The organism is Marinobacter subterrani (genome assembly GCF_001045555.1).
In the GTDB taxonomy this organism is placed as follows: domain Bacteria; phylum Pseudomonadota; class Gammaproteobacteria; order Pseudomonadales; family Oleiphilaceae; genus Marinobacter; species Marinobacter subterrani.
This window is the reverse complement of the sequence record NZ_LFBU01000001.1, coordinates 2,284,541-2,306,609: the sequence shown is the minus strand read 5'-3', so window position 1 is coordinate 2,306,609 and position 22,069 is coordinate 2,284,541. Positions and strand designations below refer to the sequence as shown.

The window sequence follows — 22,069 nt, the reverse complement described above, 5'->3', positions numbered from 1 at the left end:
CGACATCCTGGCGCATGCCGCCACCCAACCTCCCGGCCGTCAGGGAAGCACTTTTTTGTTGATAAGCAATTGATGCCAAATGGGTTCGGGTACAGGCCGGCTGAAATAGTAACCCTGGCCTTTTGTGCATCCAAGTTGCCGCAAAGTCGTTATGTGCTCTGATGCTTCAATCCCCTCGGCAACGACATCTGCACCAAGTGCTGCGGCGATGAAGATCGTTGCTTTGACGATCGCTTGTGCGTAATCACCCTCGTCCAACTGGCTAACAAAGCTTTTGTCTATCTTGATCTCATTGAACTGATAGTCTTTTAAATGGCCCAAAGACGAATAGCCTGTTCCAAAGTCGTCCAGGGACAGCCGAATTCCCATCGCACTGAGGGCTTCCAGATCCTGCTTCAAGGCCCTGCCGTGCTGCTCGAAGACGCTTTCTGTGATCTCCAGGGTCAACTCCTCCGGTGCGACGTTGAAGTCAGTCAATGCCCGGCGCACTGTGTCTGGAATAGACCCCAGTTGGAACTGGATCAGGGATACATTGATCGACACCGGGCAGGTCCCCAGGCCCGCATCTTTCCACGCCTTGAGGTCCCGGCAGGCTCGGCGCAGAACCCAATCTCCTATCGGCCCGATGAGCTGACTTTGTTCCGCCAGAGGGATGAATTGGTCTGGCGGTATGAAACCCATCTCCGGATGATTCCATCGCAGCAAAGATTCCGCCGAGATGATGCGCCCGCTCTCGAGATCAACCTGAGGTTGGTAATAGAGTTCCAGTTGCTCTGCTTCCAGAGCGTGGCGTAGCTTCGTTGTGAGTTCCACGGTTTTGCGCGTTTCACGCTCGAGCGCTTTTGTGTATTGGGACCAGGTCAACGCCGGATTCAACTGGCTCAGGTGCAACGCCAATGCCGCATCGGTCATAAGCTTCCGGGCGTCCCCGGCGCTGCTGCGGATCCGGGCGTAGCCGAAAGATGCTTCCACGTTGAAGGAAAAGCCTCTGATTTCAAAAGGGACACCGAAGACGGCTGCCATGCATTTTCGCAATTGACGCCGAGTGCGCTGATTTTCAAGTGGTGCAAGCACGGTGAACTCGTCACCGCCGGTGCGCGCCACCAGTGCGCTTGGCCCCAACTCGGAGGTCAGTCGCCGGGCGACCTCCCTCAGGACTTCATCGCCAACGTCATAACCACGGGTGTTATTGATTTCTCTAAGGGCTCTGATGTCGACTACTACCACCGGGCTGGCCGGGTGCAGATCCCGCGCTCTGAGATGCTCGTCAAGGCGCTGGGCAAAGCCTTCCGGCGATAGTAGACCAGTCAGACGGTCCTCATACGCGGCACGCTCAATTTCCTTTTCGGCGCGTATCAATTCAGTGATTTCCTGAGACGAGGCAATCCACTCAAGAAGTCTGTTCTCATCATCGCGCACCGGCGTAATGCGGTCCAGAAACCACCTGGGGGATAGGGTTTGGGCCGGCAGCTGATAGATCACTTCAAACGGTGTCAGATTGCTGAGGGCTTTGCTCCACCCCTCATGGAAAGCTTGTGCTGCCTCCGGAGTCAGGACACTGCGGATCGCCCGCAGCTCTGGCGGGTCGCTCGAGGGTGGAAGACCAGCAAGCTCTAGCCATTTCTCGGGCACACTCTTAAGCTCTCCGTCTGCATCCATGAGCCAGATGTAGCTTGACTGCGTTTCAATGAGACTTTCATAGCGGCGTTTTTGCAGCGCCAGAGATTCGAGAGCGGAGTGTTCTCTTGTGACATCAAGCTGAATACCAATTATGTGAGAGATCTTACCGTCATGCGCCCGGATGGGCCGAAGTTTGAGGCGGTTTTCGAACGACTCACCGTTACTGCGGAAGTTAGTCACTACGGCAGTACAGTCTGTGCCACGCGCAAGCGCATTGCGAATAGTGCGAAGACTGGGCTGGTCTTGGAGATCACCCTGAAGAAAGCGGCAATTACGACCCAATAATTCCGCTTTTGAATACCCCGTCATACGCTCGAATGCGGCGTTGGCATAGACTAAAGGCGTGTCTTCCAGATTGGGATCGGCGATTGTTACACCACATTCGATTTCCGCAAAAGCAGCTGCCAGAAAGGGTGTTTGCCTCAGAAACATTAACTCATTGAGCGTTTCCGTCACCAGTGAGTGCAGAAGTGCAACTGCGCGCTCGCAATCATCCAGGTGTTTGCCTGCGAATGCGACCACCGTGGCCACGGATTCCTGGTGAGGAATGTTCAGGGGTTCAACAGCAATGAAGGCGGCTGCTTCCAGGGCTGTGCCTGGTGGTGGCACTTCGGTTCTGGAGAGCCCGTCAGCCAATGTCGCCTGAACGCTGTCCAACGTCATTAGCAGCTGCGCTGTCTCCGGATCGCCGATGAGATGGCTCGGGGAATCTCCGTCCTTGACGATGACCGCCACACAGATCACTGAGAAAGCCATGGCCAGTGCTTCAGTGAGATCAGTGAAAATCTCGTGTTTATCTGACGTCCCTGTCATAAACCAGTCCTCAAAATCCCTTTATGCAAACAGGCAGATGCCGTTCTACGCAGCAAGCCTTTCCAGTGTGTCGGCCAGCGTCTTTGCAACCTGCAGGCATCATAGCAGAAAAGCTCAAACGTAATCGGAGCTCACCATGCCGTTAGCTGGCGGACGCATTTGGAGTCGGGTTTTCGATTTTCCATAAAAAAAGGCAGCACGAGGCTGCCTTTCTTCATGACGTATTGGCTGTTATTTACAGGCCAATAACGTTCTCTGCCTGCGGGCCTTTCTGGCCCTGGGTCACGGAGAACTCAACTTCCTGGCCTTCGGCCAGAGTTTTGAAACCGCTACCCTGAATAGAGCTGTAGTGAACAAAGACGTCGGCGCCGCCTTCACGAGTGATAAAGCCAAAACCTTTTGCTTCGTTGAAGAACTTAACGTTACCGGTAATTGTAGACATAAATAGCTATCCTGAAATTAATCAATAAGGTGCCGCCAAAAGATCGTTGTGATCTTTGATCAGCGATATGCGGGAAACAAAAAAACGTGCAGGATCAAAAACAGGACAAAAGGTGTGGTAACACAAGAGGTCTTATTCGTGAAATGCTTTGCTAAATCTTTCCAACGAAAGAGACGGTACGCTAATTAACAGGCCCTGCATAGCAAAGTTTCGGATATTGGGGAAATACCTTTCCTGTGAACCGGAGCAGCGACATGGTCATGCTGAATGGCTTTATCGGGATTTGCTGCGTCGTTATTGGCCAGCGATCGACAGAGTTGGTTTTGAGGCGGGTGCAGCTTATGCTCATCGCACACATTTTTGTTCCGGAGTTGGTTTATGAGTCTGGCCATTGCACTGCACGTTCTCTCCGCCGTGATCTGGGTTGGCGGCATGTTTTTCGCCTACATGGCCATGCGGCCGGCGGTGGTTGAGGTGATTGATGCGTCGCAGCGGGGCGCGCTCTGGTGTTGTACTCTGTCCCGATTTTTCCGGTGGGTATGGGCAGCGGTGATCCTGTTACTGGTGACCGGTTACTGGATGGTCTTCGGTGTGTTCGGTGGCATGGCGGGTGCCGGTTGGCATATCCATGTGATGCAGGCGCTGGGGATCGTGATGATGCTGCTCTTTTTCCATGTCTATTTTGCCCCCTTCCGGCGGCTGAAGCAGGCAGTTGCCAACCAGGATCCCCAGGAGGGCGGGCGCCAGGTGGCTCAGATCCGCAAGCTGGTGGGCACCAACCTGATTCTTGGGCTGGTTGTGGTGGTGGTCGGTGCTGGCGGTCGCTATCTGTAAGCCAACTGGAAAACGACGACAAAGCCTGCTTTCGTAACAAAATGAACGCGCCTTTCAAGCTCCGCCCTTACCAGCAGGAAGCCGTTGCCGCCACGCTGAGTCATTTCCGCAAATCGGATGAGTCCGCCGTTATCGTGTTGCCCACCGGCGCCGGCAAAAGCCTGGTTATTGCCGAGTTGGCCCGCCTTGCCCGGCGCAGGATTCTGGTGCTGACCCACGTAAAGGAGCTGGTGGAGCAGAATCACGCCAAATACCAGAGCTATGGGTTAGCGGGCGGCATTTTCTCCGCCGGGTTGAGGCGTAAGGAAAACCGGCATCAGGTGACCTTTGCCAGTGTGCAGTCGGTATCGGCGAATCTGGATCAGTTCCGGGATGAATACTCGCTGGTCATCATTGATGAGTGCCATCGGGTCAGCGGCGAGGAAACCAGTCAGTATCAGAGGATCATCGAGCTGCTGCGGCAACAGAACGATTCCCTCAAGGTGCTCGGGCTTACCGCCACACCCTATCGCCTCGCCATGGGCTGGATCTATCGTTATCACTACCGGGGTTTTGTTCGAAGTGAAGAGGATAAGCCCTTTCAGCACTGCATCTATGAACTGCCGTTGAGCTACATGATCAATCGGGGGTATCTCACCCGGCCCGAGTTGGTGAATGCGGCGGTGGCACAATACGATTTCTCCGCGCTGGCTCAGGGCCGCTTCGGCGAATATGCGGAGAAAGACGTCAACCAGCTGCTGAGCAAACATCAGCGGGTAACCAGGGCCATTATCGAACAGGTGATGGAGTTGGCCGCAGAGCGCCAGGGCGTGATGATCTTTGCGGCGACGGTGGAGCATGCACGGGAGATCACCGGCTATCTGCCGGAACATCAGGCCGCCCTGGTGACCGGTGCGACCGATCTGAAGGATCGGGACTTGCTGATTCAGCGCTTCAAACAGCGACAATTGAAGTATCTGGTGAATGTGTCCGTGCTCACCACGGGCTTTGATGCGCCCCATGTGGACTTTATTGCCATTCTGCGTCCTACCCAGTCGGTGAGCCTGTATCAGCAGATCGTGGGCCGCGGTTTACGCCTGGACGAAGGCAAACAGGACTGCCTGGTGATTGATTACGCGGGTAACCATGTGAATCTGCATCACCCGGAGGTAGGGGAGCCGAAACCGAACCCCGACAGTGAACCGGTGCAGGTGTTCTGCCCGGACTGTGGGTTTGCCAACATCTTCTGGGGCAAAATCGACAGTGATGGCCGTGTAGTTGAGCATTACGGGCGCCGTTGCCAGGGGCTGCTGGAACCTGCGGACGGGGATGAAGCTGCCGGGCAGAACGGGCGCCCGCAACAGTGTGATTACCGGTTCCGGTTCAAGGAGTGCCCACACTGCGGTGGCGAGAATGATATCGCGGCCCGCAACTGCCATCAGTGCCAAAAAGCCATTATCGACCCGGACGATCAGCTCAGAGATGCTCTGAAACTCAAGGATGCCATGGTGATCCGTTGTGCCGGGATCACGTTAGGCGTTAATGACAGCAAACTGAGGATTACCTATCACGGTGAAGATGGGGAAGAACTCGGCGAGTCGTTTGATTTCAGCAAGCCCGCGCAGCGCACAGTCTTCAATAAACTGTTCGGGCGTCGTTTCGCGAATGGCCAGGCGCCAAGAACGTTCAGCAAGACGGATGAGGTGCTTGAAAGCCAGGCCTTACTGTCGGCCCCGGATTTTGTGATTGCCCGCAAGCAGAAGCATTATTGGCAGGTTCAGGAGCGGATTTTTGATTATCGGGGGCAGTATCGGAAGGCGAATGAGGCATAATTCGTCCCCCAGGATTCGACGGCTTCAACTATCCTTCCAGGGGAGTTCCGATCGCCGAGAGTGTGTTTCGGGTGATTTGCTCTGACTTTCTTCCGGTAACGATGGAGATCCGGTGCCCATGCTGCATGAACTGGGTTTTGGTGGAATGCTGTTCAGCCCACTGGTGGTGTTTGTGCCCATCGCCTTTGCGCTGACGTTCGCCACACGCCTGGTTCTTCACCAGTTGGACCTGCGTCGACTGATCTGGAAGGAAGCGTGGTTCGACGTCGGGCTTTTCGTCTGTTTCCTGGCGGCGGTTGTCTTTCTGTACGGAAAATGGACCTGACACATGGTAAAGCTGTTACGTGTAGGGACGACCCTTCTGGTGGTCGCTGTGGCAATCGCCGCCGGTACCTGGGTCTGGAACCACTACCTGTATTCACCCTGGACCCGCGATGGCCGGATTCAGGCGGACGTCATCACCATTGCGCCAGATGTGTCCGGCTGGGTCACAGATCTGGCCGTCCGTAATCACCAGACGGTGAAGCAAGGCGAGGTGCTCTTCCACATCGACAACACCCGTTACAAGGCGGCCGTCACAGAGGCCAAGGCCAGGGTGGATCAGAAGCGGATTGCCTGGGAACTGGCCAAACACAAGTACAAGCGGCGTCAGCAGCTGTCCGGGCGTCGGGCCATCAGTGAAGAGGACCTGGAAACCTACCGCATCAAATCGGAGTCTGCCAAGGCGGCCTATAACCTGGCCCAGGCCCAGCTGTATACCGCCCAGATCGATCTTGGGCGCACCGAAGTGGTGGCGCCGGAGAGTGGCACCATCAGCAACCTGAGCCTGCGGGAAGGCAATTACGTGACCCGGGGCAATCCCGTGATCTCGCTGATCAAGTCCGGGTCCTTTTCCGTGACCGGCTATTTCGAGGAAACGAAGCTGCAGCGGGTACACCCCGGCCAGGAGGCCCGGATCAGGCTGATGGGCGGCGGCGAAACCCTGACCGGCACCGTGACCAGCATCGCCAGGGGCATTGCCAACAGCAACACCAGCAGCAACAACCAGCTCCTGCCGCAGGTTCAGCAGGCGTTCAACTGGGTGCGGCTGGCCCAGCGTATTCCGGTCGATATCGCCCTGGACCCGGTGCCGGACGACGTCAATATCAGCGCCGGGATGACCGTCTCCATCTACCTCGGCGACGACCAGTAGGGCCTGGCCCATGGCGCTGCATCCCGCCCTCGCCCAGTTGCTGATGCCGGAGCGGCGTGCGGTCATCTTTGCCCTGAAAGGGGTGATCTCGATGGCCCTGGCGCTGTTTGTGTCCATGTACCTGCAACTGGACCGGCCTTATTGGGCGCTGGTCTCGGCGGTGTTCCTGCAGATCCGGCCCGAGAGCGGCCTGGTGATCGAGAAGGCCATCTGCCAGATCGTCGGATCGGTGGTTGGGGGTGGGGTCGGTATCCTGATCCTGGCGTTCCTGTCGGGCTATCCGGTGCTGGCGCTGGGGTGTCTGACCGTGTGGATCGGGCTCAATTCGGCCGCGGCGTCCATGGTCCACAGCATCAACTACATCTATGCCTTTGCCATGGCGGGCATGACCGCCGGCCTGGTGGTCGTGCTGGTGATGGCTAATGCCAGTGCCGCCGACAGCCAGGCGGTGTTTGCCATCGCCCAGGCCCGTATCAGCGAGATTACCGTGGGGGCCATCTGCGCCATGCTGGTCAGCCAACTGCTGTGGCCGCTGAAGGTCAAGGACAGCCTGCGCGCGCAGGCCCGATCGGCCATCAACGGCACGCTGGAATACATCACAGTGGAGCTGGATCCGGACAGCTCCCACGAGCAACGCCACAAACATGCCGACCAGATTCTGGAAACCCTGGTGGCGGTGAACGACGACTCCAGCGCGGTGGCGTACGAAGGCCCCGAAGGGCCGGGGCGGGGCCGGGCCGCGAGCCTGTTGTGTAACCGCATCCTGTCCCTGCTGGCGGTGACGCAGATTATCGGTCGTTTCCGCCGCAATCATGCGGAACTGGTCTCGCCCGCCTTTGCCGAGCTGCTCGCACTCATGCGCCGGCAGCTCGCGCAAATCGCCGAGACCGACAGTTACGAAGAGGGCTATCGCCTGGCCCAGCAACTGCGCCGCCAACTGAAGCAGCTGCGTGACCAGCAGGAAGGGGAGGAGGCCATCGTTTCACGCCTCAGCCAGACGGCGTTGGAAATGGTGGGCGATTTGGTGGTGGTACTGCGCGCCTACAATGCGCTGGAGAATCGCGACCAGACACTGCTCAATGCGCCGCGCCTGAAGACCCATCGTGATCCGCTGGTGGGCGCCGTCAACGGGTTGCGGACGGCCGCGGTGTTCCTGATCGGAGCCATCGTATGGGTACAGACGGCCAGCCAGGCTGCAATCATGCTGATGATCATGCCGGTTGTCTTCTCGGTGATGTTCTCGCGTTTCTCGCTCGTTGCCCTGTCCGTCATCCTGCCGCGGGTACTGATCGGCACCATGGTGTCGATTCCCGTGGCACTGCTGTTCGGTCTGGGCCTGTTGTCCCGCAGCAGCGGCGACTTCGAGATGCTGGTGCTGGTCCTGGCCGGGCCCTACTTTGTCGGCCTGTTGGTATTGGCGAGCCGGCCCACGCTGCCATACGGGCTGGGCTTCTGCATTCCGTTTACCATCATCACCCAACCCAGCAACAACATGACCTTCAACGCCGACACGGCGGTCAGTACGGCGCTGGGGCTGTTTGTCGGGATCAGCGTGCTATGCTGGGTGTTCAGGCTCATTTCACCGCCGGACAGCCAGTTGCTGCAACGTCGTCTGATCCACGCCACCGCAAGGGATCTGCTGGACATCGACAATCACGAACACCCGGAGAACTGGTTCAATGGCCGCATGGGGGAGCGCCTGCTGCGGATCGCCAATTTCGATCAGGGCACCGGTTCCAGCGACCGCTACATGACTGACCTGGGCTTCACCGGGCTGAACCTGGGGCATGTGTCCATCCGCCTGCGCCGGTTGATCCAGAAACACCGTTCCGCATCGGTCAACCTGCGCCTGCTGGAATGGCAGAAGGCATTGTCGAAAACCTATCTGGAAAGCTCGAAGGGCCAGTTCCATCCGGATTTCAGGGAAGCCAGCGCCAATCTGCTGCGTGCGATTGAAGAGGCCGGTGAACCCAACCAGCAGACCGCCATCATCGAAGGCATGTTTGAGCGTCTGGCGCTGACATTTGAACGCACCGCTCGCACCGTGGCGGAAACGACCGGCAAACCGGCTCCACAATCGAAGAGAGGGCAGGGCGCCGCCGTGGTCTCGGGCCGATCATAAAGCTAAACGCCTGCAAGCCCTCGCGGTTGACCCGCCTTCAACCGGCCACCTTGTCGTTGGGTTTCGCCCTTGCATGCGAGGTGTCGTCAAAGCACATCCGTTTTCTGGAAACTGGCCGCAGCCAGCCCAGCAAAGGCATGGTTCTGCATTTAGCACAGATGCTGTAAACGGACTTGGCCGGAACCAAGCGCCTGTTATCAAACCCTTCGTGGGCGACTGGCAGAATATCGCCTGCCACGTGGTGGAACACCTGGATTACCCGGCGATTCCTTTTACCCTGAATCTGGGGGATCAATAGCTCAGAATCTTTTCCACCATTGCAACCATCGGTACGCCCCTGGATGTTACCGCTCAGAATTTGCGGATCGAGCATTTCTTTCCGATGGATGAGCGCAGTAAGGCTTATTGGCACGGCTGAGGTGTAATGAGAGTCAAGGTCGAAGCTGGTTATAATGGCGTACCTTTTACCCTCAATCGTCGCAGAGAACCCTATGCCAATCGAAAAGAATCAGGTGGTCTTGTTTCACTACAGTGTGCGTGATGAGCAAGGCAACGTTGTTGAAGACTCCCGTGGCGGTGAGCCGAACGCCTATCTGCATGGCCACGGTGGTATTATCCGAGGCTTGGAGGAAGCTCTGGAAGGTCGTGAACCCGGCGATACGTTCAGCGCCACCGTCACTCCGGATAAAGCCTACGGACCGCGCAAGGCCGATGCCGTGCAGCGTGTACCGATCAAACATTTGATGGGGGCCAAACGCTGGAAACCGGGCATGATCGCCCAGGTGCAAACCGAGCAGGGCCCGCGCCATGTGGTTGTGACCAAGGTTGGTCACAAGTTTGCCGATGTCGACACCAACCATCCGATGGCCGGTAGAACCCTGACCTTCGATATCGAAATCATTGACGTGCGCGCCGCCGATCCGGAAGAGTTGGCGCACGGCCACGTGCATGGGCCGGGTGGGCATCACTGAAGGATTTGCATCAGTGAGCCTTACCCGAACTGTAAGGCAGTCGGCGTGGCATGGCTGGTGGTCTTTGATTTCGAAATCAAAGTCATTGCAAAATTACCCGAGTAATCAGGAGCGATCGTGGTATGTCGTTACCATTGCCTCTGGCAACGTTCCCAGTCCCGATAACCTACTTCAGGTAACTCTATGTCGACGTTCTCACGCCGCCAGATTCTTGCATCAATGACGGCAGCCAGTGCTGCCATTGCTCTTCCGGTTCCCGCTTTCGCTGGTGCACCACCTTCGCGAGATACGTCGAAGGACATCTCAAACCAACTACGGCAGCTTGAGAGCCAATATGGAGGTCGGCTGGGTGTGGCATTGATGAACTGCTCCACGGGTGCAGTCGCCAGCCATCGAGGCGATGAGCGGTTCCTTTTCAACAGCACCGGCAAGCTCTTCATCGCGGCGGCGGTGCTGGCGCAGGTAGACCGCGGTGACGCTGCGCTTGATCTCCGCCTTGTAGTGAGTGAATCGGACCTTGGGGGCTGGACACCGATTACGGAAAAACATCTGGGAGAGCCGGGGATGACCGTTGCTGAGCTATGCCAGGCAGTGGTGGCATGGAGCGACAACGCCGCCGCGAATGTCTTGGTGCGCTTCGTTGGTGGGCCCGAAGCGGTCACTGCCTTCCTGCGTTCCATTGGTGACGATGTCACCCGGCTGGATCGTTACGAACCAGAGCTCAATGAGCACGATCATGAGGGCGATAAAAGAGACACCACGACGCCGCTGGCGATGATGAAAACGTTGCAGCGGCTACTGCTTGGAGAGGCACTTTCGCCTTCCTCACGGCATCAGCTCGCCGCATGGATGATAGAGGGTAAGACGGGGGATGCCCGGCTGCGTGCAGGCATGCCCTCTTCGTGGTTGATTGGGGAAAAAACGGGGACTAACGGAGTAGGCAATGCCAACGACATTGGCATCGCCTGGCCTGCTGATCGTGGCGCCGTAGTTGCGGTTGCCTATACCTTCGGACCCAAGGCATCAAAAGAGCAGCGGGACGATGTGATTGCCATGATAGGGGCAATGGCTTCGAAAGTCTGAGTTGCGACTTCCAGCCCTCTGCTTCCAGCAGGCGTGCGGCTTCCTCTGTATCCTGTTGGGCAGAAACGTCCTCCAGGTACCAGTCACTCATGTACGGCGGAAGGAGCTGCCCACTGGCCGAGTCCGGGCTGTGGAGGATGGCAGTGGCAATGCCTTTGCGGTTGATACCCAGGCTCAGGGCCTGGCGGGTTGCCTTGTCCTTGAGGAACGGATGACCGAGGTTGAGTTTGAGGACCAGCGAGCGGGGCAGGTCGCTACTGATAATCTCCAAGTTCGGCAAACGCTTGAGCATGGGAACGGCCGCGGGATCAAGGCCAAAGACGATATCCGCCTGGCCGCTGCGGGCCTGCAGCACCCGGGCTTCCGCCCGGTGCCCACCAGTTCCACCACCTGCTTGTTGTCGTCGAACGCGCTGGCCGCCAGTATGGCGGTGGAATAATGCGCGAGAATTGCCCAGAGTGGCCGGTAAGGGCTATCCAGTTTTATCAGGATGGTGTTGTCGCCGGTGGCTGAGATGTTGTTGAGTGGCACCTTCTGGAGTGGGCCGGGTTTGGCCGCTGCCATTGTGAAATTTAACCCCCGGCCGCAGGGTCAGTTCCCAGGCCCTGCCTTGTTCACGTATCCGCCATTCACTCGCCAGCCCGTCAGTGAGCCGCCCCGAGGCATCGACATTCAACAGGGTTTCCAGCACCTGCATGCGGGTGAACACATAACCACTTCGTGAAGGATCCAGGCTTAAGAATTCGAACGCCGCCTGGATTGAAAGGGTGTTGGCCGGCGTGGGCTGGGCGAATGCCGCCGGAGTGATGATCGGGGTGATGAGTAGTGCGGTCAGCAAATACAGTGTAAATCGTTTGATCATGTTGAAATGGATTCACGCTGAATAACAGGTGAGTGAAATGTTATATCATAACAATTTTTAGGGGAAGGCGCCGTTGCAGACGCCTTCCCGGGTTTTCCCCGAAAGTGGTAACATTCCCGCACCGCTGTAGGCGCACGAATACGGATAGAGCAAATGCAAGACAAACTCCACAAGGTTACCCTGCGCCAACTCCAGATCTTCCTGGTGGCGGCGGAGACACTCAGCTTCCTGCGTGCGGCTGAGATCCTCGAACTGACACCGCCGGCGGTATCGATGCAGATGGGTAGCCTGGGGGAGGAGTTGGGCGCCGCCCTGTTCGAGAAGAAGGGCCGCCATATAGTGCTCACTGTGGCCGGCGAAAAACTGGTGCCCTATGCCCGGCGTATCACTCAGACACTGAAAGAAGCCAGCGAAGCCATACAGGAACTGCAAGGGGTGGAGCGCCGCACGGTGAAGGTGGCCATGGTGACCACGTCGCGCAATTTCGGGCCTCACCTGGTGGCCAAGTTCCAGGCCGATCACCCGGAGGCGAAGCTGGACATCAGTATCGCCAACCGGCGCAATGTGATTGACCTGCTGGAAAATGAACAGGTCGACCTGGCCTTGATGGGCCGAACGCCCCACCGGATCGAAGTAGACGTGGCGCCCTTTGCCAAGCACCCCTATGTCATTATTGCCAGCCCCAACCACCCGCTGGCGGAGAGCCGGGGGATTGAGCCCGGGCAACTGACCGGAGAAACCTTCCTGGCACGGGAGTCCGGGTCTGGCACCCGCATGGTGCTGGAGCATTTCTTCGAGGACAGGGGCCTGGACATGCCCCGCATCCAGGAAATGTCCAGCAACGAGAACATCAAGCAGGCGGTCATGGCCAACATGGGCCTGGCGGTCATTTCCAAGCACACCTTCCACCTGGAACTGCTCACTGGCCGCCTGGTCGAGCTGGACGTCCAGGGCATGCCGGAGCTGCGCACCTGGTACGTGGTCCACTTGAAGGACAAGGAACTGAGTTCGGCCGCTGCCCAGTTCAAGCAGTTCGTGGAAAGCGAAGGGCCGGCGTTTATGGCCGAGTTCTTTGGCAGCGGTTATTGAGGACTGCTAACGGCCCAGTACCATCCGTGCCCGCTGCACCACTGGCAGGTCAATCATCTTGCCATCCAGGGTGGCCGCGCCCCGGTTCTCGGCCATTGCCACCTCATAGGCCGCCAGCACCCGCTGGGCCTGGGCGACTTCCTCTGCGGTAGGCTGGAACACCTGGTTGAGTATGTCGACCTGCTTGGGGTGGATGCAGTAGGAACCTTCAAAGCCCATCGACCGGCCCTGCTGTACCTGCTGGCGATAAGCGTCCAAGTCCCCAAACTCCGCAATGCTGCCCGGAAAGCCATAGGCCTGTAGACCTGCCGCCTTAGCAGCGAATACCAGCCGCTGGCAAGGGTGGAACAGGTTGTCCGGGGTGGGTTCGAAACCGCCGTCGGCACTGAGGTCTTCGCTGCCCAGGGTCAGGCCAGCCAGGCGAGGGCAGGCACGGGCGATGTCCACCATGCCAGCCAGCGCGTCCAGCGTTTCCACCATGGCGATCAGCCGGATACCGCCAACCGGCAGGCTGCGCTCCCGCTCCAGTTCGGTCATCAGCTCGTCGATCAGCCTCAGGTGGTCGGCGCCCTGCACTTTGGGCAGGGAAATGGCCGACACCCCGGCGACAACGGCGCACTCCAGGTCCCGGACTGTGTTGCGCAGGTCGCGGTTGATACGGACCAGAACGTCCACCGGGTGTTCACCAATCTGCGCGATGGCCGCACCGAGCCCGGCCCGAGCGGCTTCCTTGCCATCCGGTGGAACGCTGTCTTCCAGGTCCAGTTGGACGGCGTCCGCACCCCGGGTGTGGGCGGCGTCAACGTAGCGTTTGACCTGGGCCGGCACGAACAGCACGGAACGCCACCGTGGCAGTTTTTCCGGTAACGGGCTCATCATGACGTGGCTCTCCGGAATGATGGCTGCTCCGCGAACTCCTCACGGATGATATGACTGTGCTGGCCGAACGCTGGTACCGGGCGGTAGCTGTTAGTCCCGGCGTCATCCGAGGTACGGATCGGCGGTGCGACCAGTTCAGCCTCGGCGCCGTCCGGCAAGGTGACCGAACGGTAGCGCAGCTGGGGGTGCTGCGCGAAGGTTTCCACCGAGTTGACCGCGCCGTAGGCGATGTCGGCGCTCTTCAGGGTCTGCTCCAGTTCCTGGCGCGTGCGGGCTGAGAACACCGCCTCGATGTAGGTGTCCAGTTCGGCGCGGTTGCGTACCCGCGCCTCGGCCTGGTTGAAGCGTTCGTCGGTCGCTACCTCTGGCTGTTGCAGCACCTCGCTGCAGAAGCGCAGCCACTCCCGTTCGTTCTGGATGGAAATCGCCAATATCTCCCCATCCCGGGTCTCATAGCCGCCATAGGGGGCGATGGACGGATGGTGCAGGCCCACCCGTTGCGGCGCCTTACCACCATAGACCGTATGCATCAGCGGTACTGTCATCCAGTCCGCCGCGGTGTCGAACAGCGAAACCTTCACTCCCGAGCCCAGGCCGCTGCGCTCGCGCTGAAACAGCGCCCGCTGGATGCCGATGATCGCGTTCATACCGGCGCCGATGTCACAGATGGATACGCCAATGCGGCCATGGCCCTTGGGGGAGCCGTTGATGGCCACCAGGCCACTCTCACACTGCACCAGGAAGTCGTAGGCTTTCATGTCGCGGTAGTCGCCGCTCTCACCATAGCCACTGATGTCGCAGGTGATCAGTCGGGGATAGCGGGCGCGCAGTTCGTCGGTGTCGAAACCGGCACGGCCGATGGCGCCGGGAGCCAGGTTCTGGATAAAGACGTCGGCCCTGGCCAGGATGTTGTGCAACAGGCTGGCGTCGTTCGGGTCCTTGATGTCCAGTTGCAGGGATTCCTTGCCGTGGTTCGCCCACACGAAATAGGAGGATTCCCCCTTCACCACACTGTCGTACTTGCGTGCGAAATCGCCACCGCTGCGTTCGATCTTGATCACCCGCGCCCCGCCTTCGGCAAAATGGCAGGAACACAGCGGTGCCGCCACGGCCTGCTCGATGGTGACCACCAACAGGCCCTCGTAGGGCTGGGGCGAACGGTTGTTGTCAGGGTGTTCGTTAATCATGTCTTATCCTCTTTCCGGGTGTTGCCGGGTTTTCAGCAGGGCAACACTGCGATGCATCTCATTGCCCACCACGGTCATGCCTTCGTCGAAACCCATGCCGGGCTTGACCAGCATGCGCATCGGGCGGGCGGCAAGGGCCAGGTGTACGCAGGTGCGGGCGGAAATGTCAGTCTCGTTGCAGGTTCCGCCCTGGTAGGCCTGGACGCCCCTGCGGTTGCAGTGGAGCACGGCGTCGACCACGTTGTGGACGCTGCCCAGGTCGGGCGTTTTGATCTGCACCATGTGGCAGCATTGGGCATCGGCGAAATCGACCACGTCCTGGTAGGTGTTGCACCATTCGTCCGCGACGATACGGATGTTGGCGCCAAGGGCATCAAGCCGCTGGCGGATGCCACCCAGGGCTTCAATCTGGGCGCCCTTGCCACCCGCGTCCACCGGCCCTTCGATACAGAGGGGAAGCTCCCCGGCCACGTCACCGAGCCGGGCCAGGTAATCCGCGATCAGCGTCGGGTCCTGGTTGAAGATCATCCCCACGGTACCGTAGACGTCGATGTGCAGATCCGGCCGGTAATCATTGCCCTGGCTCAGGTGCCGTATGCGGTGCACCAGCCAGTCAACGTATTCGATCAGGCGGCCGCCCTGGTCACCCAGCTTGTCCGGAATGTTATTGATCAGGCCGTGGGGCAGGACGTCGGCTTTTTTCAGCACCATCTTGTCGACCGCACCATAGCGGTCGTCGCCGCTTTGGCCGAACAGCGGCACCGCCTCCGCCACCACCGGGAGTTCGTATTCACGACAGATCACTTCGGTTTTCAGGCAACGCCTTGCGAGGGCCGCGGCATCCAGCAACGCCTGGGAAACACCGTAACGAATGGCGGTGTGAAGCGGTTTGCCATCAATAACCAGGCCGTCTATATAGCGGGCGTTGACATCGAAACGGCGGACGTCCATTCCTGTCAGGAGAGGGCGCAGGTGGGTTTCCATAAACGGCACGAAGGCGTCCGCCCGGAACAGGGGATCACGCCCGGCGGCGCCGGAATACTGCACCGCCGCACAGTCGCCAAGGGCGATGCTGCCGTCATCCAGCTCCAGCATGACGGACACGCACTCGCCGGCCTGGCGGATGGCCTGGAAGCCGGAAGTCACCGCCGCCCCCTGGTAAGTGAAACCGTCCAGGCCGGCGCCGTCCTTGATGGCCTGCTGGTCGTCGAAATAGAAAGAGGACAGGCCCCCGACGAAATAGGCATTCTTGATTTTCATATCGCTAAGCGTTCCCGTCGTACGGTTATCGAATTATTTGGGCCGGCCGACCAGGCGACCGTCGGAGATGGCGTTCACATCGTCAACCACCATCTTGAAGCTGGCTTCGCGCCCTTCGGAGCGGGCGCGTTCGTCGATCTTGTCGCGGTGGAAGGCGAGCACGTCGTCCGGCAGCGGTGAATTGCCCTTCTCCAGCACGCGCAGGGCGCCATGGTCGTCCCGCACCGGCATCAGCACGCCGGCGTTGGCCTGCGCCGGGGCGAAGGGAATGTCCATGACCCCGGACTCGAACGCCCGCACCGTGCCAACGGCAATATTGCCTTCACCCAGCTCGAACACCTTGGACAACACGGCGCGAACTTCCCGCTTGATCATATCGGTTTCCAGTTCGATCTCGGCGCTGGTGGGTTTGACCTGCTCGCTCAACATGTTGATCATCTGGCGGGTGGCTTTCAGGCCGTCCCGGTTGGCGGCCAGGGTCGGCACTCCCTCCGCCTCGTGTGGGGTCTTTACAATGACCTTGGTAGCGCCGGCCAGTGAAGCCGCCGCCGCACCCAGGCAGATCACCCCATAGGCCTTGGATTCCTCTTCCGGGAACCCCCCCATCCACTGGTGAAACACCGTCGACAGCTGGTAGCCCTCATAGCCGGCGGCACTGAAAAATTCCTCCCCCAGTTCCCGCAGGGAACGGATCGCGGCGATGTCCTGTACCAGGTTGCCGGCCTGGCCGTAACCGAGGGTGATGCAGCGCACCCCCTGTTCCAGCGCCAGCAGGCCTTCCAGGATCATCACGCAGTGGGACACGAACGGTGGCACCAGGGTGCCTGTCAGCGGCCCGAAGGGTTCGCGGTTGATGCGCACCCCGGCCTCTTCGTAGAGACCGACCAGGCGATCGCAGTATTGCCAGTGGCGAATGCTTCGTGCCAGCGGCACGCTCTTGGCGTAGGGGATGTTGTAGCAGATACCACCACCTTCGTAGCTGGTGAAGCCGGCCGCCAGGGTGATCTCCGCCAACAGGCGGGCATCCGGCGTGCCGTGGCGTACCTGCACCGGTTTGCTCAGGGCCTCGACCAGTTCGCGGCAGCCCCGGAGGCCGTGGTTGACCGCGGGGAAGCCGTTCATCAGGGAACGCCCGGCCTCCCTGGAGCGGGCGATACCGACATCGGCCTCCTGATACCGGTTGTGGCGGGTGTACGCATCAATGGTGGTCGGCAATACATCGCACACATCCTGCAAGCCGGTGAGCAGTTCGATCTGTTCCTGCAGCAGCGCCACCCCGGCCCGTGGCTGCAGCAGGGTCGCGCCTGTCTCGTCCGCCTTGCGCATCGCCTCCGAGAAGCGCTTCTCGGGAGGCAGGTCGAGCTGATAGCGCACCCCCTCCTCAAAGTTGACGTCCGCGCCGGTGGGCCAGCCACCCAGGGTCTGTTCCCGTTCCTGCTCGAAGGCGTCGCGGGACAAGGCTTTGTTTTCCAGTGGTAACGTGGCATCAAAGGGCATGGGCGTCGGTCTCGGTTCAGGAGGCTTGGTGAGTGACAGGTTGCAGGAGAACGCCGGCAGCATGGGCCGCCGCCTCTGGACAATGGCGGGCGGCGTTGGCCAGCAACGGAACCAGGTAGTGCTCGTCGCGGTAGTACTGGACGGACTGGGGCGCCAGTATCTGGTGGCTGCGCTCGTCCAACCGTACCCGTTGCAGCCAGGGGTTGGGGTCGAACTGCGGCTCGCTGGCCAAGTAACCGCCCGAACCGATGATGCGCTTGACACCTCTCAGGTCCCGGCCGGTCTGCACGTTGACCAATCCATCGACGGTGCTGACTTCATGCATGCGGCCGGCATGGCGGCTGCAGGCCTCGGCCAGGCAGGCGCCGGCAAGTACGGCGTCGAATTGCTGGCTGGTGGCGTCATCCGGCAGCATCCCCGGATTGGCGGAGATCCTTTCCACGTGCCCGGCAAAGGCGTCCAGCCGCTCCGGCGCACGTCCCAGCCCTTCGTCAATTAACGCCCGGCCCGACACGGCCGCTGCCCCGGCGGAAACCCGCATGCCCAGGTCGCCCTCGACGGTGCGCTTCAGGGGCGGTTCCGGCAGGCCACGGTGCACGGTGCCGGCAACGGGTTGCTCAGCGTGGCAGGAGTAGACGTCCGTGGTCGCGCCACCCAGGTCGATCAGCATGAACTCGTCCCAATCGGGCTGATGGGCCTTTAACAGCCGGGCGAATTCATAGACCGCGTAAGGGGTTGGTACAGGCTCGACGCCGGTAGCGGCAACGATGCGATCCAGGCCTTTGCCGGTAACGATCCGGTCCAGGAACAGGTCTCGCAGCGCGGCCCGTGCCGGTTCCGGATTGGGGCGGCCGATCTCGGGCAGCAGGTTGTCGACGAAACGCACGTCCCGGCCCTGCAACCGTTCCGCCAGCTCGTCGCGCACCGAGCGGTTACCGGCATAGACAATGGGGCAGTCCAGGCTGGACCTGGCCAGGGCGTCGGCGTTCGCCAACAGGTAGTCGGCATTGCCGCCATCGGTGCCCCCGGCGAATAACAGGATATCCGGTGGGTTTTGCTCCAGTGCCAGGATGTCGGCACGGGTCAGGCGATAGGAATAGACCTGGCTCAACCGGGCGCCCGCCGAATAGGCCGCAATCTTGGCCATCTCGGAAGTGATGTCGGGCACCAGGCCAAGGGCGGCCACCGCCAGCCCGCCCTTGGCGGAGGAGGAATACACCAGGGTGCCGGAGCCGGCTTGCTGGTCCAGCGCATCGCGCACCTGGAAAAAACCTTCCGCCAGGTTATGGACCGTGGTGGGCCGCGCTTCACGGGCAAGCAACCGCAGCGTTTCGTTGGCATCCAACTGGAACGCAGCGCCCTTGGTCCAGGTTGAACCGATATCGATAGCGGTGATAATCATGCCGTTATCCGCATTGGCTCCCCGGCATACCGCCGCTCGAGGATGTCGTCCTTCAGGGTTGCGGCAATGTCGACCAAATCAGAGCGGGGTGAACAGACGCGATCGAATCCCATATCGCGAAACAGGGCCTCGACCTCGCTGAAAGGGCGTTTTCCGATGACCAGGTTGCCCCCTACGTAAAGCAGGATGTCGCCCACACCACGCTCGATGCAGCGGCCACGAAAACCCGCGCAGTCAATCTCACCGTGGCCATAGATGGAAGAGACCAGGATGGCATCGGCCCCTGTCTCAATGGCGGTGTCGATGAACTCGTCCTGGCTGACCATTACCCCGAGATTGACGACGGCGATGCCTTCCTGTTCCAACACGCTGGTGATGATCTTGTTCCCAACGGCGTGACAATCAGACCCAATCACACCCAGGACGACCTTGTAGTGCTTTGCTGCGGCGTTCATCTTAGCTCCCATTCTCCCTGCTTAAGTGATAGAGGCAGCCACTCGGGCTGCGGTGGAGTAACGTTGGGAAACAATAATAGGTAAGAAAGATTTATTTGCAATTATCAAAAGGTAATTATTTCTTACTGGTAATGAGGCAGATCAGCCCAGTCTGATGCAATGCACTGATTTTGTTGGCAGAAAGTCGAGGGGATAAACGGAAGTTGGGTCAACTCATCAATTCGTCTAATGCCCGGCATTCCCTGAATTTTGTGGGAGTACTCTTTTGGTGCGGGTGGCGGGTATTGGGTAGGACTGGTTGGTTCGGTGGAGGGGCACGGGGGTGGTTTAGATTTTGGGCTGGAAAAGAACTCGCTGCGCTCAGACACCTTTACCTGTCCAAAATCTAAACCACCCCCATACCCTTATGAACCTCCAGTTGTCGCAACTATTTTCCCTGGTTTTACCTGGGGTTGCCTGCAAGCTTGTTTGTACATCCGGCTTTTCAGACAAAGCGAAGCCAGACCCTGCAACACTCAAGAGAAACCTGTTTGGCCCCTAAGAGTGGGGTGGTGGGGTTATTTCCCGCCAGGAAAAGGTGTCTGAGCGCAGCGAGTTCTTTTCCCAAGGGAAATAACCCCACCATCCCGGCAAACTCAGAACCCGGAAATTGCATTTACCGATTTCCATTGCGTAAAGTAACGTTCCCTGAGCCCACCCGGCGCCTTTTCATCCACGGGGCTGACACCGGCAATGAAATCAGTACAGCTATTCTTGACAGATCGGGCCGCCATACGGTGGCCGCAATTGCTGGCAATACTGTTGTGTGTGGTGACCCCATTGTCGATTGAGGCAGCCCCGCCTGAGCGCAGCAAGTTGCAGGTCATTGTGGGCGGAGACCACTATCATCCTCCCTATGAGTATATCGACGAGAACGGCGAGCCCGCTGGCTACAATGTTGAGCTGACCCGGGCGATTGCCGAGGTCATGGGGATTAACGTCAAGATCGAACTTGGCGAGTGGTCCGAGATGCGTAAAAAGCTTGTCGACGGCGAGATTGATGTGCTTCAGGGGATGTCGTATTCCGATGAGCGCGCCAAGGTCTTCGACTTCTCCCCACCCCATGCGATTGTGCATCAATCAATCTTTGCCCGACGTGGCGATCCGGTTGTTGATGTGAGCGGCCTGAAGGACAAGGAGGTCGTGGTGCAGCGCGGTGACATCATGGAGGATTACCTGATTGAGCATCAGGTCGGCGCCAAGCTGATTCCCGTCGATACCCATGCCGATGCGCTGCGCTTGCTGTCTTCCGGAAAGGGAGACTATGCGCTGGTTGCCAACCTGCCGGCGCTCTACCTGACTCGGCAACTGGGATTGACTAACATTGTGCCAGTGGCGAGACCCTTCTCGTTGTCATACGGCTACGCTGTCCGGAACGGCCAGTCCGACCTGCTGGCCCAGTTTTCCGAGGGGCTGGCGATTCTCAAGAATACCGGCCGTTATCAGGAGATTTACGACAAGTGGCTGGGGCCGCTTAAAGAGGCTGGCAGTATTCCATGGAAGCTGATCGGCCAGGTCGGCGCGGCGGTGTCTGGTACACTGCTGTTGGTTCTGGGCAGTATTGTGATCTGGAACCGGACATTACAGCGGGAAGTGGACAGCCGTTCCAGGTCTTTACGTGAGCATCAGCAGCAACTGATCCAGGCCGACAAGATGGCGTCGCTGGGTGTCCTGGTTTCCGGTGTGGCCCATGAGATCAACAATCCAAGCAGCCTCCTGCTGCTTAACCTGCCGGTGTTGCAGGAGGCCTACGCGGATTGCCTGGACATACTGGATGCTCACTATCGCGAGCATGGAGACTTCATGCTTGGAGGTCTCGAGTACTCGCGTATGCGGGATGAGATTCCCCTTATGCTCGAGGAAATGCTGGAAGGCAGCCGCCGTATCAAACGCATTGTTGGCGACCTCAAGGACTTCTCTCGCCATGGCAGTAAGGACCTGAGCGAGATCCCGGATTTCAACGCAGTCGTTGTGACGGCAATCCGCTTGGTGGACACCTCAATCCGCAAAGCAACCTGGCATTTCGAGGTTGAATACGGTGCCGATCTTCCGGCTGTCAGGGGCAACGTCCAGCGGATCGAGCAGGTAGTGATCAACCTTATCGTGAATGCCTGCCAGGCGCTGGAAAACCCGCAGCAGGGTATATTTCTAAGAACCTATACTGACACTGATAAAATGGGGCGGCCCCAGGTATTGCTGGAGGTCAGGGATCAGGGCTGTGGTATGGACCCCGACGTCATCGGCCGTCTGACCGATCCGTTTTTTACCACCAAACGCGAGAGTGGCGGTACGGGGCTCGGGCTGTCGGTGTCGGCCGGTATCGTGAATGAACACCGGGGGCGGCTGACCTTCGATTCCAAAGTGGGCGAGGGAACCACCGTTCGGCTGGCCCTGCCAGCACTGCAGCCCGCACGACAGACTGATTGAGAATGCCAACAAAACCCCGTGAAT

The 22,069-nt window shown here is 59.3% G+C and carries 19 protein-coding genes and 2 pseudogenes; 10 read left to right on the top strand and 11 right to left on the bottom strand.

The genetic code is table 11. The annotated features are described in order from the left end of the window. Positions 1 to 39: 39 nt before the first annotated feature. On the bottom strand, positions 40 to 2,493 hold the full coding sequence (locus tag msub_RS10865) for a sensor domain-containing protein (protein ID WP_048496036.1): 2,454 nt from the start codon (positions 2,491 to 2,493) through the stop codon (positions 40 to 42). A gap of 235 nt (positions 2,494 to 2,728) precedes the next feature. After that, positions 2,729 to 2,935, bottom strand: a complete 207-nt coding sequence (locus tag msub_RS10860; RefSeq protein WP_048496035.1) for a cold-shock protein — start codon at positions 2,933 to 2,935, stop codon at positions 2,729 to 2,731. Between the two features lie 378 nt (positions 2,936 to 3,313). Here msub_RS10860 and msub_RS10855 point away from each other — a divergent pair, with 378 nt between their 5' ends. The 5 genes from msub_RS10855 to msub_RS10835 all read left to right on the top strand — a co-directional run bounded on the left by msub_RS10855 (position 3,314) and on the right by msub_RS10835 (position 8,894). Next, the gene (locus msub_RS10855) at positions 3,314 to 3,769 is read left to right on the top strand and encodes a CopD family protein (RefSeq protein WP_048496034.1); all 456 of its coding nucleotides are present in this window, start codon (positions 3,314 to 3,316) and stop codon (positions 3,767 to 3,769) included. Positions 3,770 to 3,810: 41 nt separating this feature from the next. After that, complete coding sequence (locus msub_RS10850) at positions 3,811 to 5,580, top strand: DEAD/DEAH box helicase (protein ID WP_048496033.1); 1,770 nt, start codon at positions 3,811 to 3,813, stop codon at positions 5,578 to 5,580. 118 nt (positions 5,581 to 5,698) lie between these two features. Next, a complete protein-coding gene (locus tag msub_RS10845; RefSeq protein ID WP_048496032.1) occupies positions 5,699 to 5,905 on the top strand; it encodes a DUF1656 domain-containing protein in 207 nt (68 codons plus the stop codon). A gap of 3 nt (positions 5,906 to 5,908) precedes the next feature. After that, positions 5,909 to 6,772, top strand: coding sequence for an efflux RND transporter periplasmic adaptor subunit (locus tag msub_RS10840; RefSeq protein WP_048496031.1), 864 nt, complete (start codon positions 5,909 to 5,911; stop codon positions 6,770 to 6,772). Positions 6,773 to 6,782: 10 nt separating this feature from the next. Continuing rightward, complete coding sequence (locus msub_RS10835) at positions 6,783 to 8,894, top strand: FUSC family protein (RefSeq protein ID WP_048496030.1); 2,112 nt, start codon at positions 6,783 to 6,785, stop codon at positions 8,892 to 8,894. A 37-nt stretch (positions 8,895 to 8,931) separates the two neighbouring features. Here the strand turns inward: msub_RS10835 and msub_RS21545 are convergent, their stop codons facing one another. Then, positions 8,932 to 9,267, bottom strand: a complete 336-nt coding sequence (locus tag msub_RS21545; RefSeq protein WP_048496029.1) for a hypothetical protein — start codon at positions 9,265 to 9,267, stop codon at positions 8,932 to 8,934. 118 nt (positions 9,268 to 9,385) lie between these two features. Here msub_RS21545 and msub_RS10825 point away from each other — a divergent pair, with 118 nt between their 5' ends. From msub_RS10825 to bla, 3 genes and pseudogenes are all read left to right on the top strand, one after another. Next, a complete protein-coding gene (locus msub_RS10825; protein ID WP_048496028.1) occupies positions 9,386 to 9,865 on the top strand; it encodes an FKBP-type peptidyl-prolyl cis-trans isomerase in 480 nt (159 codons plus the stop codon). Between the two features lie 18 nt (positions 9,866 to 9,883). Beyond that, positions 9,884 to 9,970: pseudogene (locus tag msub_RS22160) on the top strand (RidA family protein); the annotation flags it as partial. Positions 9,971 to 10,048: 78 nt separating this feature from the next. Then, positions 10,049 to 10,948: a class A beta-lactamase gene (gene bla, locus msub_RS10820; protein ID WP_082146461.1), complete on the top strand. Its 900-nt coding sequence runs from the start codon at positions 10,049 to 10,051 to the stop codon at positions 10,946 to 10,948. A gap of 58 nt (positions 10,949 to 11,006) precedes the next feature. On the opposite strand, the pseudogene msub_RS22540 reads toward bla, so the two are convergent. Both msub_RS22540 and msub_RS10810 read right to left on the bottom strand, forming a co-directional pair. Next, positions 11,007 to 11,303: pseudogene (locus msub_RS22540) on the bottom strand (ABC transporter substrate-binding protein); the annotation flags it as partial. Positions 11,304 to 11,420: 117 nt separating this feature from the next. Next, positions 11,421 to 11,810, bottom strand: a complete 390-nt coding sequence (locus msub_RS10810; protein WP_048496026.1) for a hypothetical protein — start codon at positions 11,808 to 11,810, stop codon at positions 11,421 to 11,423. 153 nt (positions 11,811 to 11,963) lie between these two features. Here msub_RS10810 and msub_RS10805 point away from each other — a divergent pair, with 153 nt between their 5' ends. Next, positions 11,964 to 12,899 carry a LysR family transcriptional regulator gene (locus tag msub_RS10805; protein ID WP_048496025.1) on the top strand — a complete coding sequence of 312 codons (936 nt, stop codon included), beginning with the start codon at positions 11,964 to 11,966 and terminating at the stop codon, positions 12,897 to 12,899. 6 nt (positions 12,900 to 12,905) lie between these two features. Here msub_RS10805 and msub_RS10800 read toward each other — a convergent pair whose 3' ends face one another. The 6 genes from msub_RS10800 to glmS are packed head-to-tail and all read right to left on the bottom strand — an operon-like array spanning position 12,906 to position 19,579. Further along, positions 12,906 to 13,778 (bottom strand): HpcH/HpaI aldolase/citrate lyase family protein, encoded by an 873-nt coding sequence (locus msub_RS10800; protein WP_197083816.1) that lies wholly within the window; start codon positions 13,776 to 13,778, stop codon positions 12,906 to 12,908. Continuing rightward, positions 13,775 to 14,965 carry a CaiB/BaiF CoA transferase family protein gene (locus msub_RS10795; RefSeq protein WP_048496024.1) on the bottom strand — a complete coding sequence of 397 codons (1,191 nt, stop codon included), beginning with the start codon at positions 14,963 to 14,965 and terminating at the stop codon, positions 13,775 to 13,777. Before msub_RS10795 ends, msub_RS10800 begins: the two co-directional genes overlap by 4 nt. A 3-nt stretch (positions 14,966 to 14,968) precedes the next feature. Continuing rightward, the gene (locus msub_RS10790) at positions 14,969 to 16,225 is read right to left on the bottom strand and encodes a methylaspartate ammonia-lyase (RefSeq protein WP_048496023.1); all 1,257 of its coding nucleotides are present in this window, start codon (positions 16,223 to 16,225) and stop codon (positions 14,969 to 14,971) included. Between the two features lie 33 nt (positions 16,226 to 16,258). After that, positions 16,259 to 17,785 (bottom strand): methylaspartate mutase subunit E, encoded by a 1,527-nt coding sequence (locus msub_RS10785; RefSeq protein ID WP_227506703.1) that lies wholly within the window; start codon positions 17,783 to 17,785, stop codon positions 16,259 to 16,261. Continuing rightward, positions 17,739 to 19,124, bottom strand: coding sequence for a glutamate mutase L (locus tag msub_RS10780; protein WP_048496021.1), 1,386 nt, complete (start codon positions 19,122 to 19,124; stop codon positions 17,739 to 17,741). The genes msub_RS10785 and msub_RS10780 overlap by 47 nt, the downstream gene beginning before the upstream one ends. Next, on the bottom strand, positions 19,121 to 19,579 hold the full coding sequence (gene glmS, locus msub_RS10775; RefSeq protein WP_048496020.1) for a methylaspartate mutase subunit S: 459 nt from the start codon (positions 19,577 to 19,579) through the stop codon (positions 19,121 to 19,123). The genes msub_RS10780 and glmS overlap by 4 nt, the downstream gene beginning before the upstream one ends. 819 nt (positions 19,580 to 20,398) lie before the next feature. Between glmS and msub_RS10770 the strand changes: the two genes are divergently transcribed. Continuing rightward, positions 20,399 to 22,045, top strand: coding sequence for a transporter substrate-binding domain-containing protein (locus tag msub_RS10770; RefSeq protein ID WP_197083814.1), 1,647 nt, complete (start codon positions 20,399 to 20,401; stop codon positions 22,043 to 22,045). The last annotated feature ends 24 nt before the right edge of the window (positions 22,046 to 22,069 follow it).

Bases quoted from the DNA above. Each gene is read 5' to 3' on its own strand.
- msub_RS10865 (WP_048496036.1), bottom strand. From the start codon at position 2,493: ATGACAGGGACGTCAGATAAACACGAGATTTTCACTGATCTCACTGAA.
- msub_RS10860 (WP_048496035.1), bottom strand. From the start codon at position 2,935: ATGTCTACAATTACCGGTAACGTTAAGTTCTTCAACGAAGCAAAAGGT.
- msub_RS10855 (WP_048496034.1), top strand. From the start codon at position 3,314: ATGAGTCTGGCCATTGCACTGCACGTTCTCTCCGCCGTGATCTGGGTT.
- msub_RS10850 (WP_048496033.1), top strand. From the start codon at position 3,811: ATGAACGCGCCTTTCAAGCTCCGCCCTTACCAGCAGGAAGCCGTTGCC.
- msub_RS10845 (WP_048496032.1), top strand. From the start codon at position 5,699: ATGCTGCATGAACTGGGTTTTGGTGGAATGCTGTTCAGCCCACTGGTG.
- msub_RS10840 (WP_048496031.1), top strand. From the start codon at position 5,909: ATGGTAAAGCTGTTACGTGTAGGGACGACCCTTCTGGTGGTCGCTGTG.
- msub_RS10835 (WP_048496030.1), top strand. From the start codon at position 6,783: ATGGCGCTGCATCCCGCCCTCGCCCAGTTGCTGATGCCGGAGCGGCGT.
- msub_RS21545 (WP_048496029.1), bottom strand. From the start codon at position 9,267: ATGCTCGATCCGCAAATTCTGAGCGGTAACATCCAGGGGCGTACCGAT.
- msub_RS10825 (WP_048496028.1), top strand. From the start codon at position 9,386: ATGCCAATCGAAAAGAATCAGGTGGTCTTGTTTCACTACAGTGTGCGT.
- bla (WP_082146461.1), top strand. From the start codon at position 10,049: ATGTCGACGTTCTCACGCCGCCAGATTCTTGCATCAATGACGGCAGCC.
- msub_RS10810 (WP_048496026.1), bottom strand. From the start codon at position 11,810: ATGATCAAACGATTTACACTGTATTTGCTGACCGCACTACTCATCACC.
- msub_RS10805 (WP_048496025.1), top strand. From the start codon at position 11,964: ATGCAAGACAAACTCCACAAGGTTACCCTGCGCCAACTCCAGATCTTC.
- msub_RS10800 (WP_197083816.1), bottom strand. From the start codon at position 13,778: ATGATGAGCCCGTTACCGGAAAAACTGCCACGGTGGCGTTCCGTGCTG.
- msub_RS10795 (WP_048496024.1), bottom strand. From the start codon at position 14,965: ATGATTAACGAACACCCTGACAACAACCGTTCGCCCCAGCCCTACGAG.
- msub_RS10790 (WP_048496023.1), bottom strand. From the start codon at position 16,225: ATGAAAATCAAGAATGCCTATTTCGTCGGGGGCCTGTCCTCTTTCTAT.
- msub_RS10785 (WP_227506703.1), bottom strand. From the start codon at position 17,785: ATGCTGCCGGCGTTCTCCTGCAACCTGTCACTCACCAAGCCTCCTGAA.
- msub_RS10780 (WP_048496021.1), bottom strand. From the start codon at position 19,124: ATGATTATCACCGCTATCGATATCGGTTCAACCTGGACCAAGGGCGCT.
- glmS (WP_048496020.1), bottom strand. From the start codon at position 19,579: ATGAACGCCGCAGCAAAGCACTACAAGGTCGTCCTGGGTGTGATTGGG.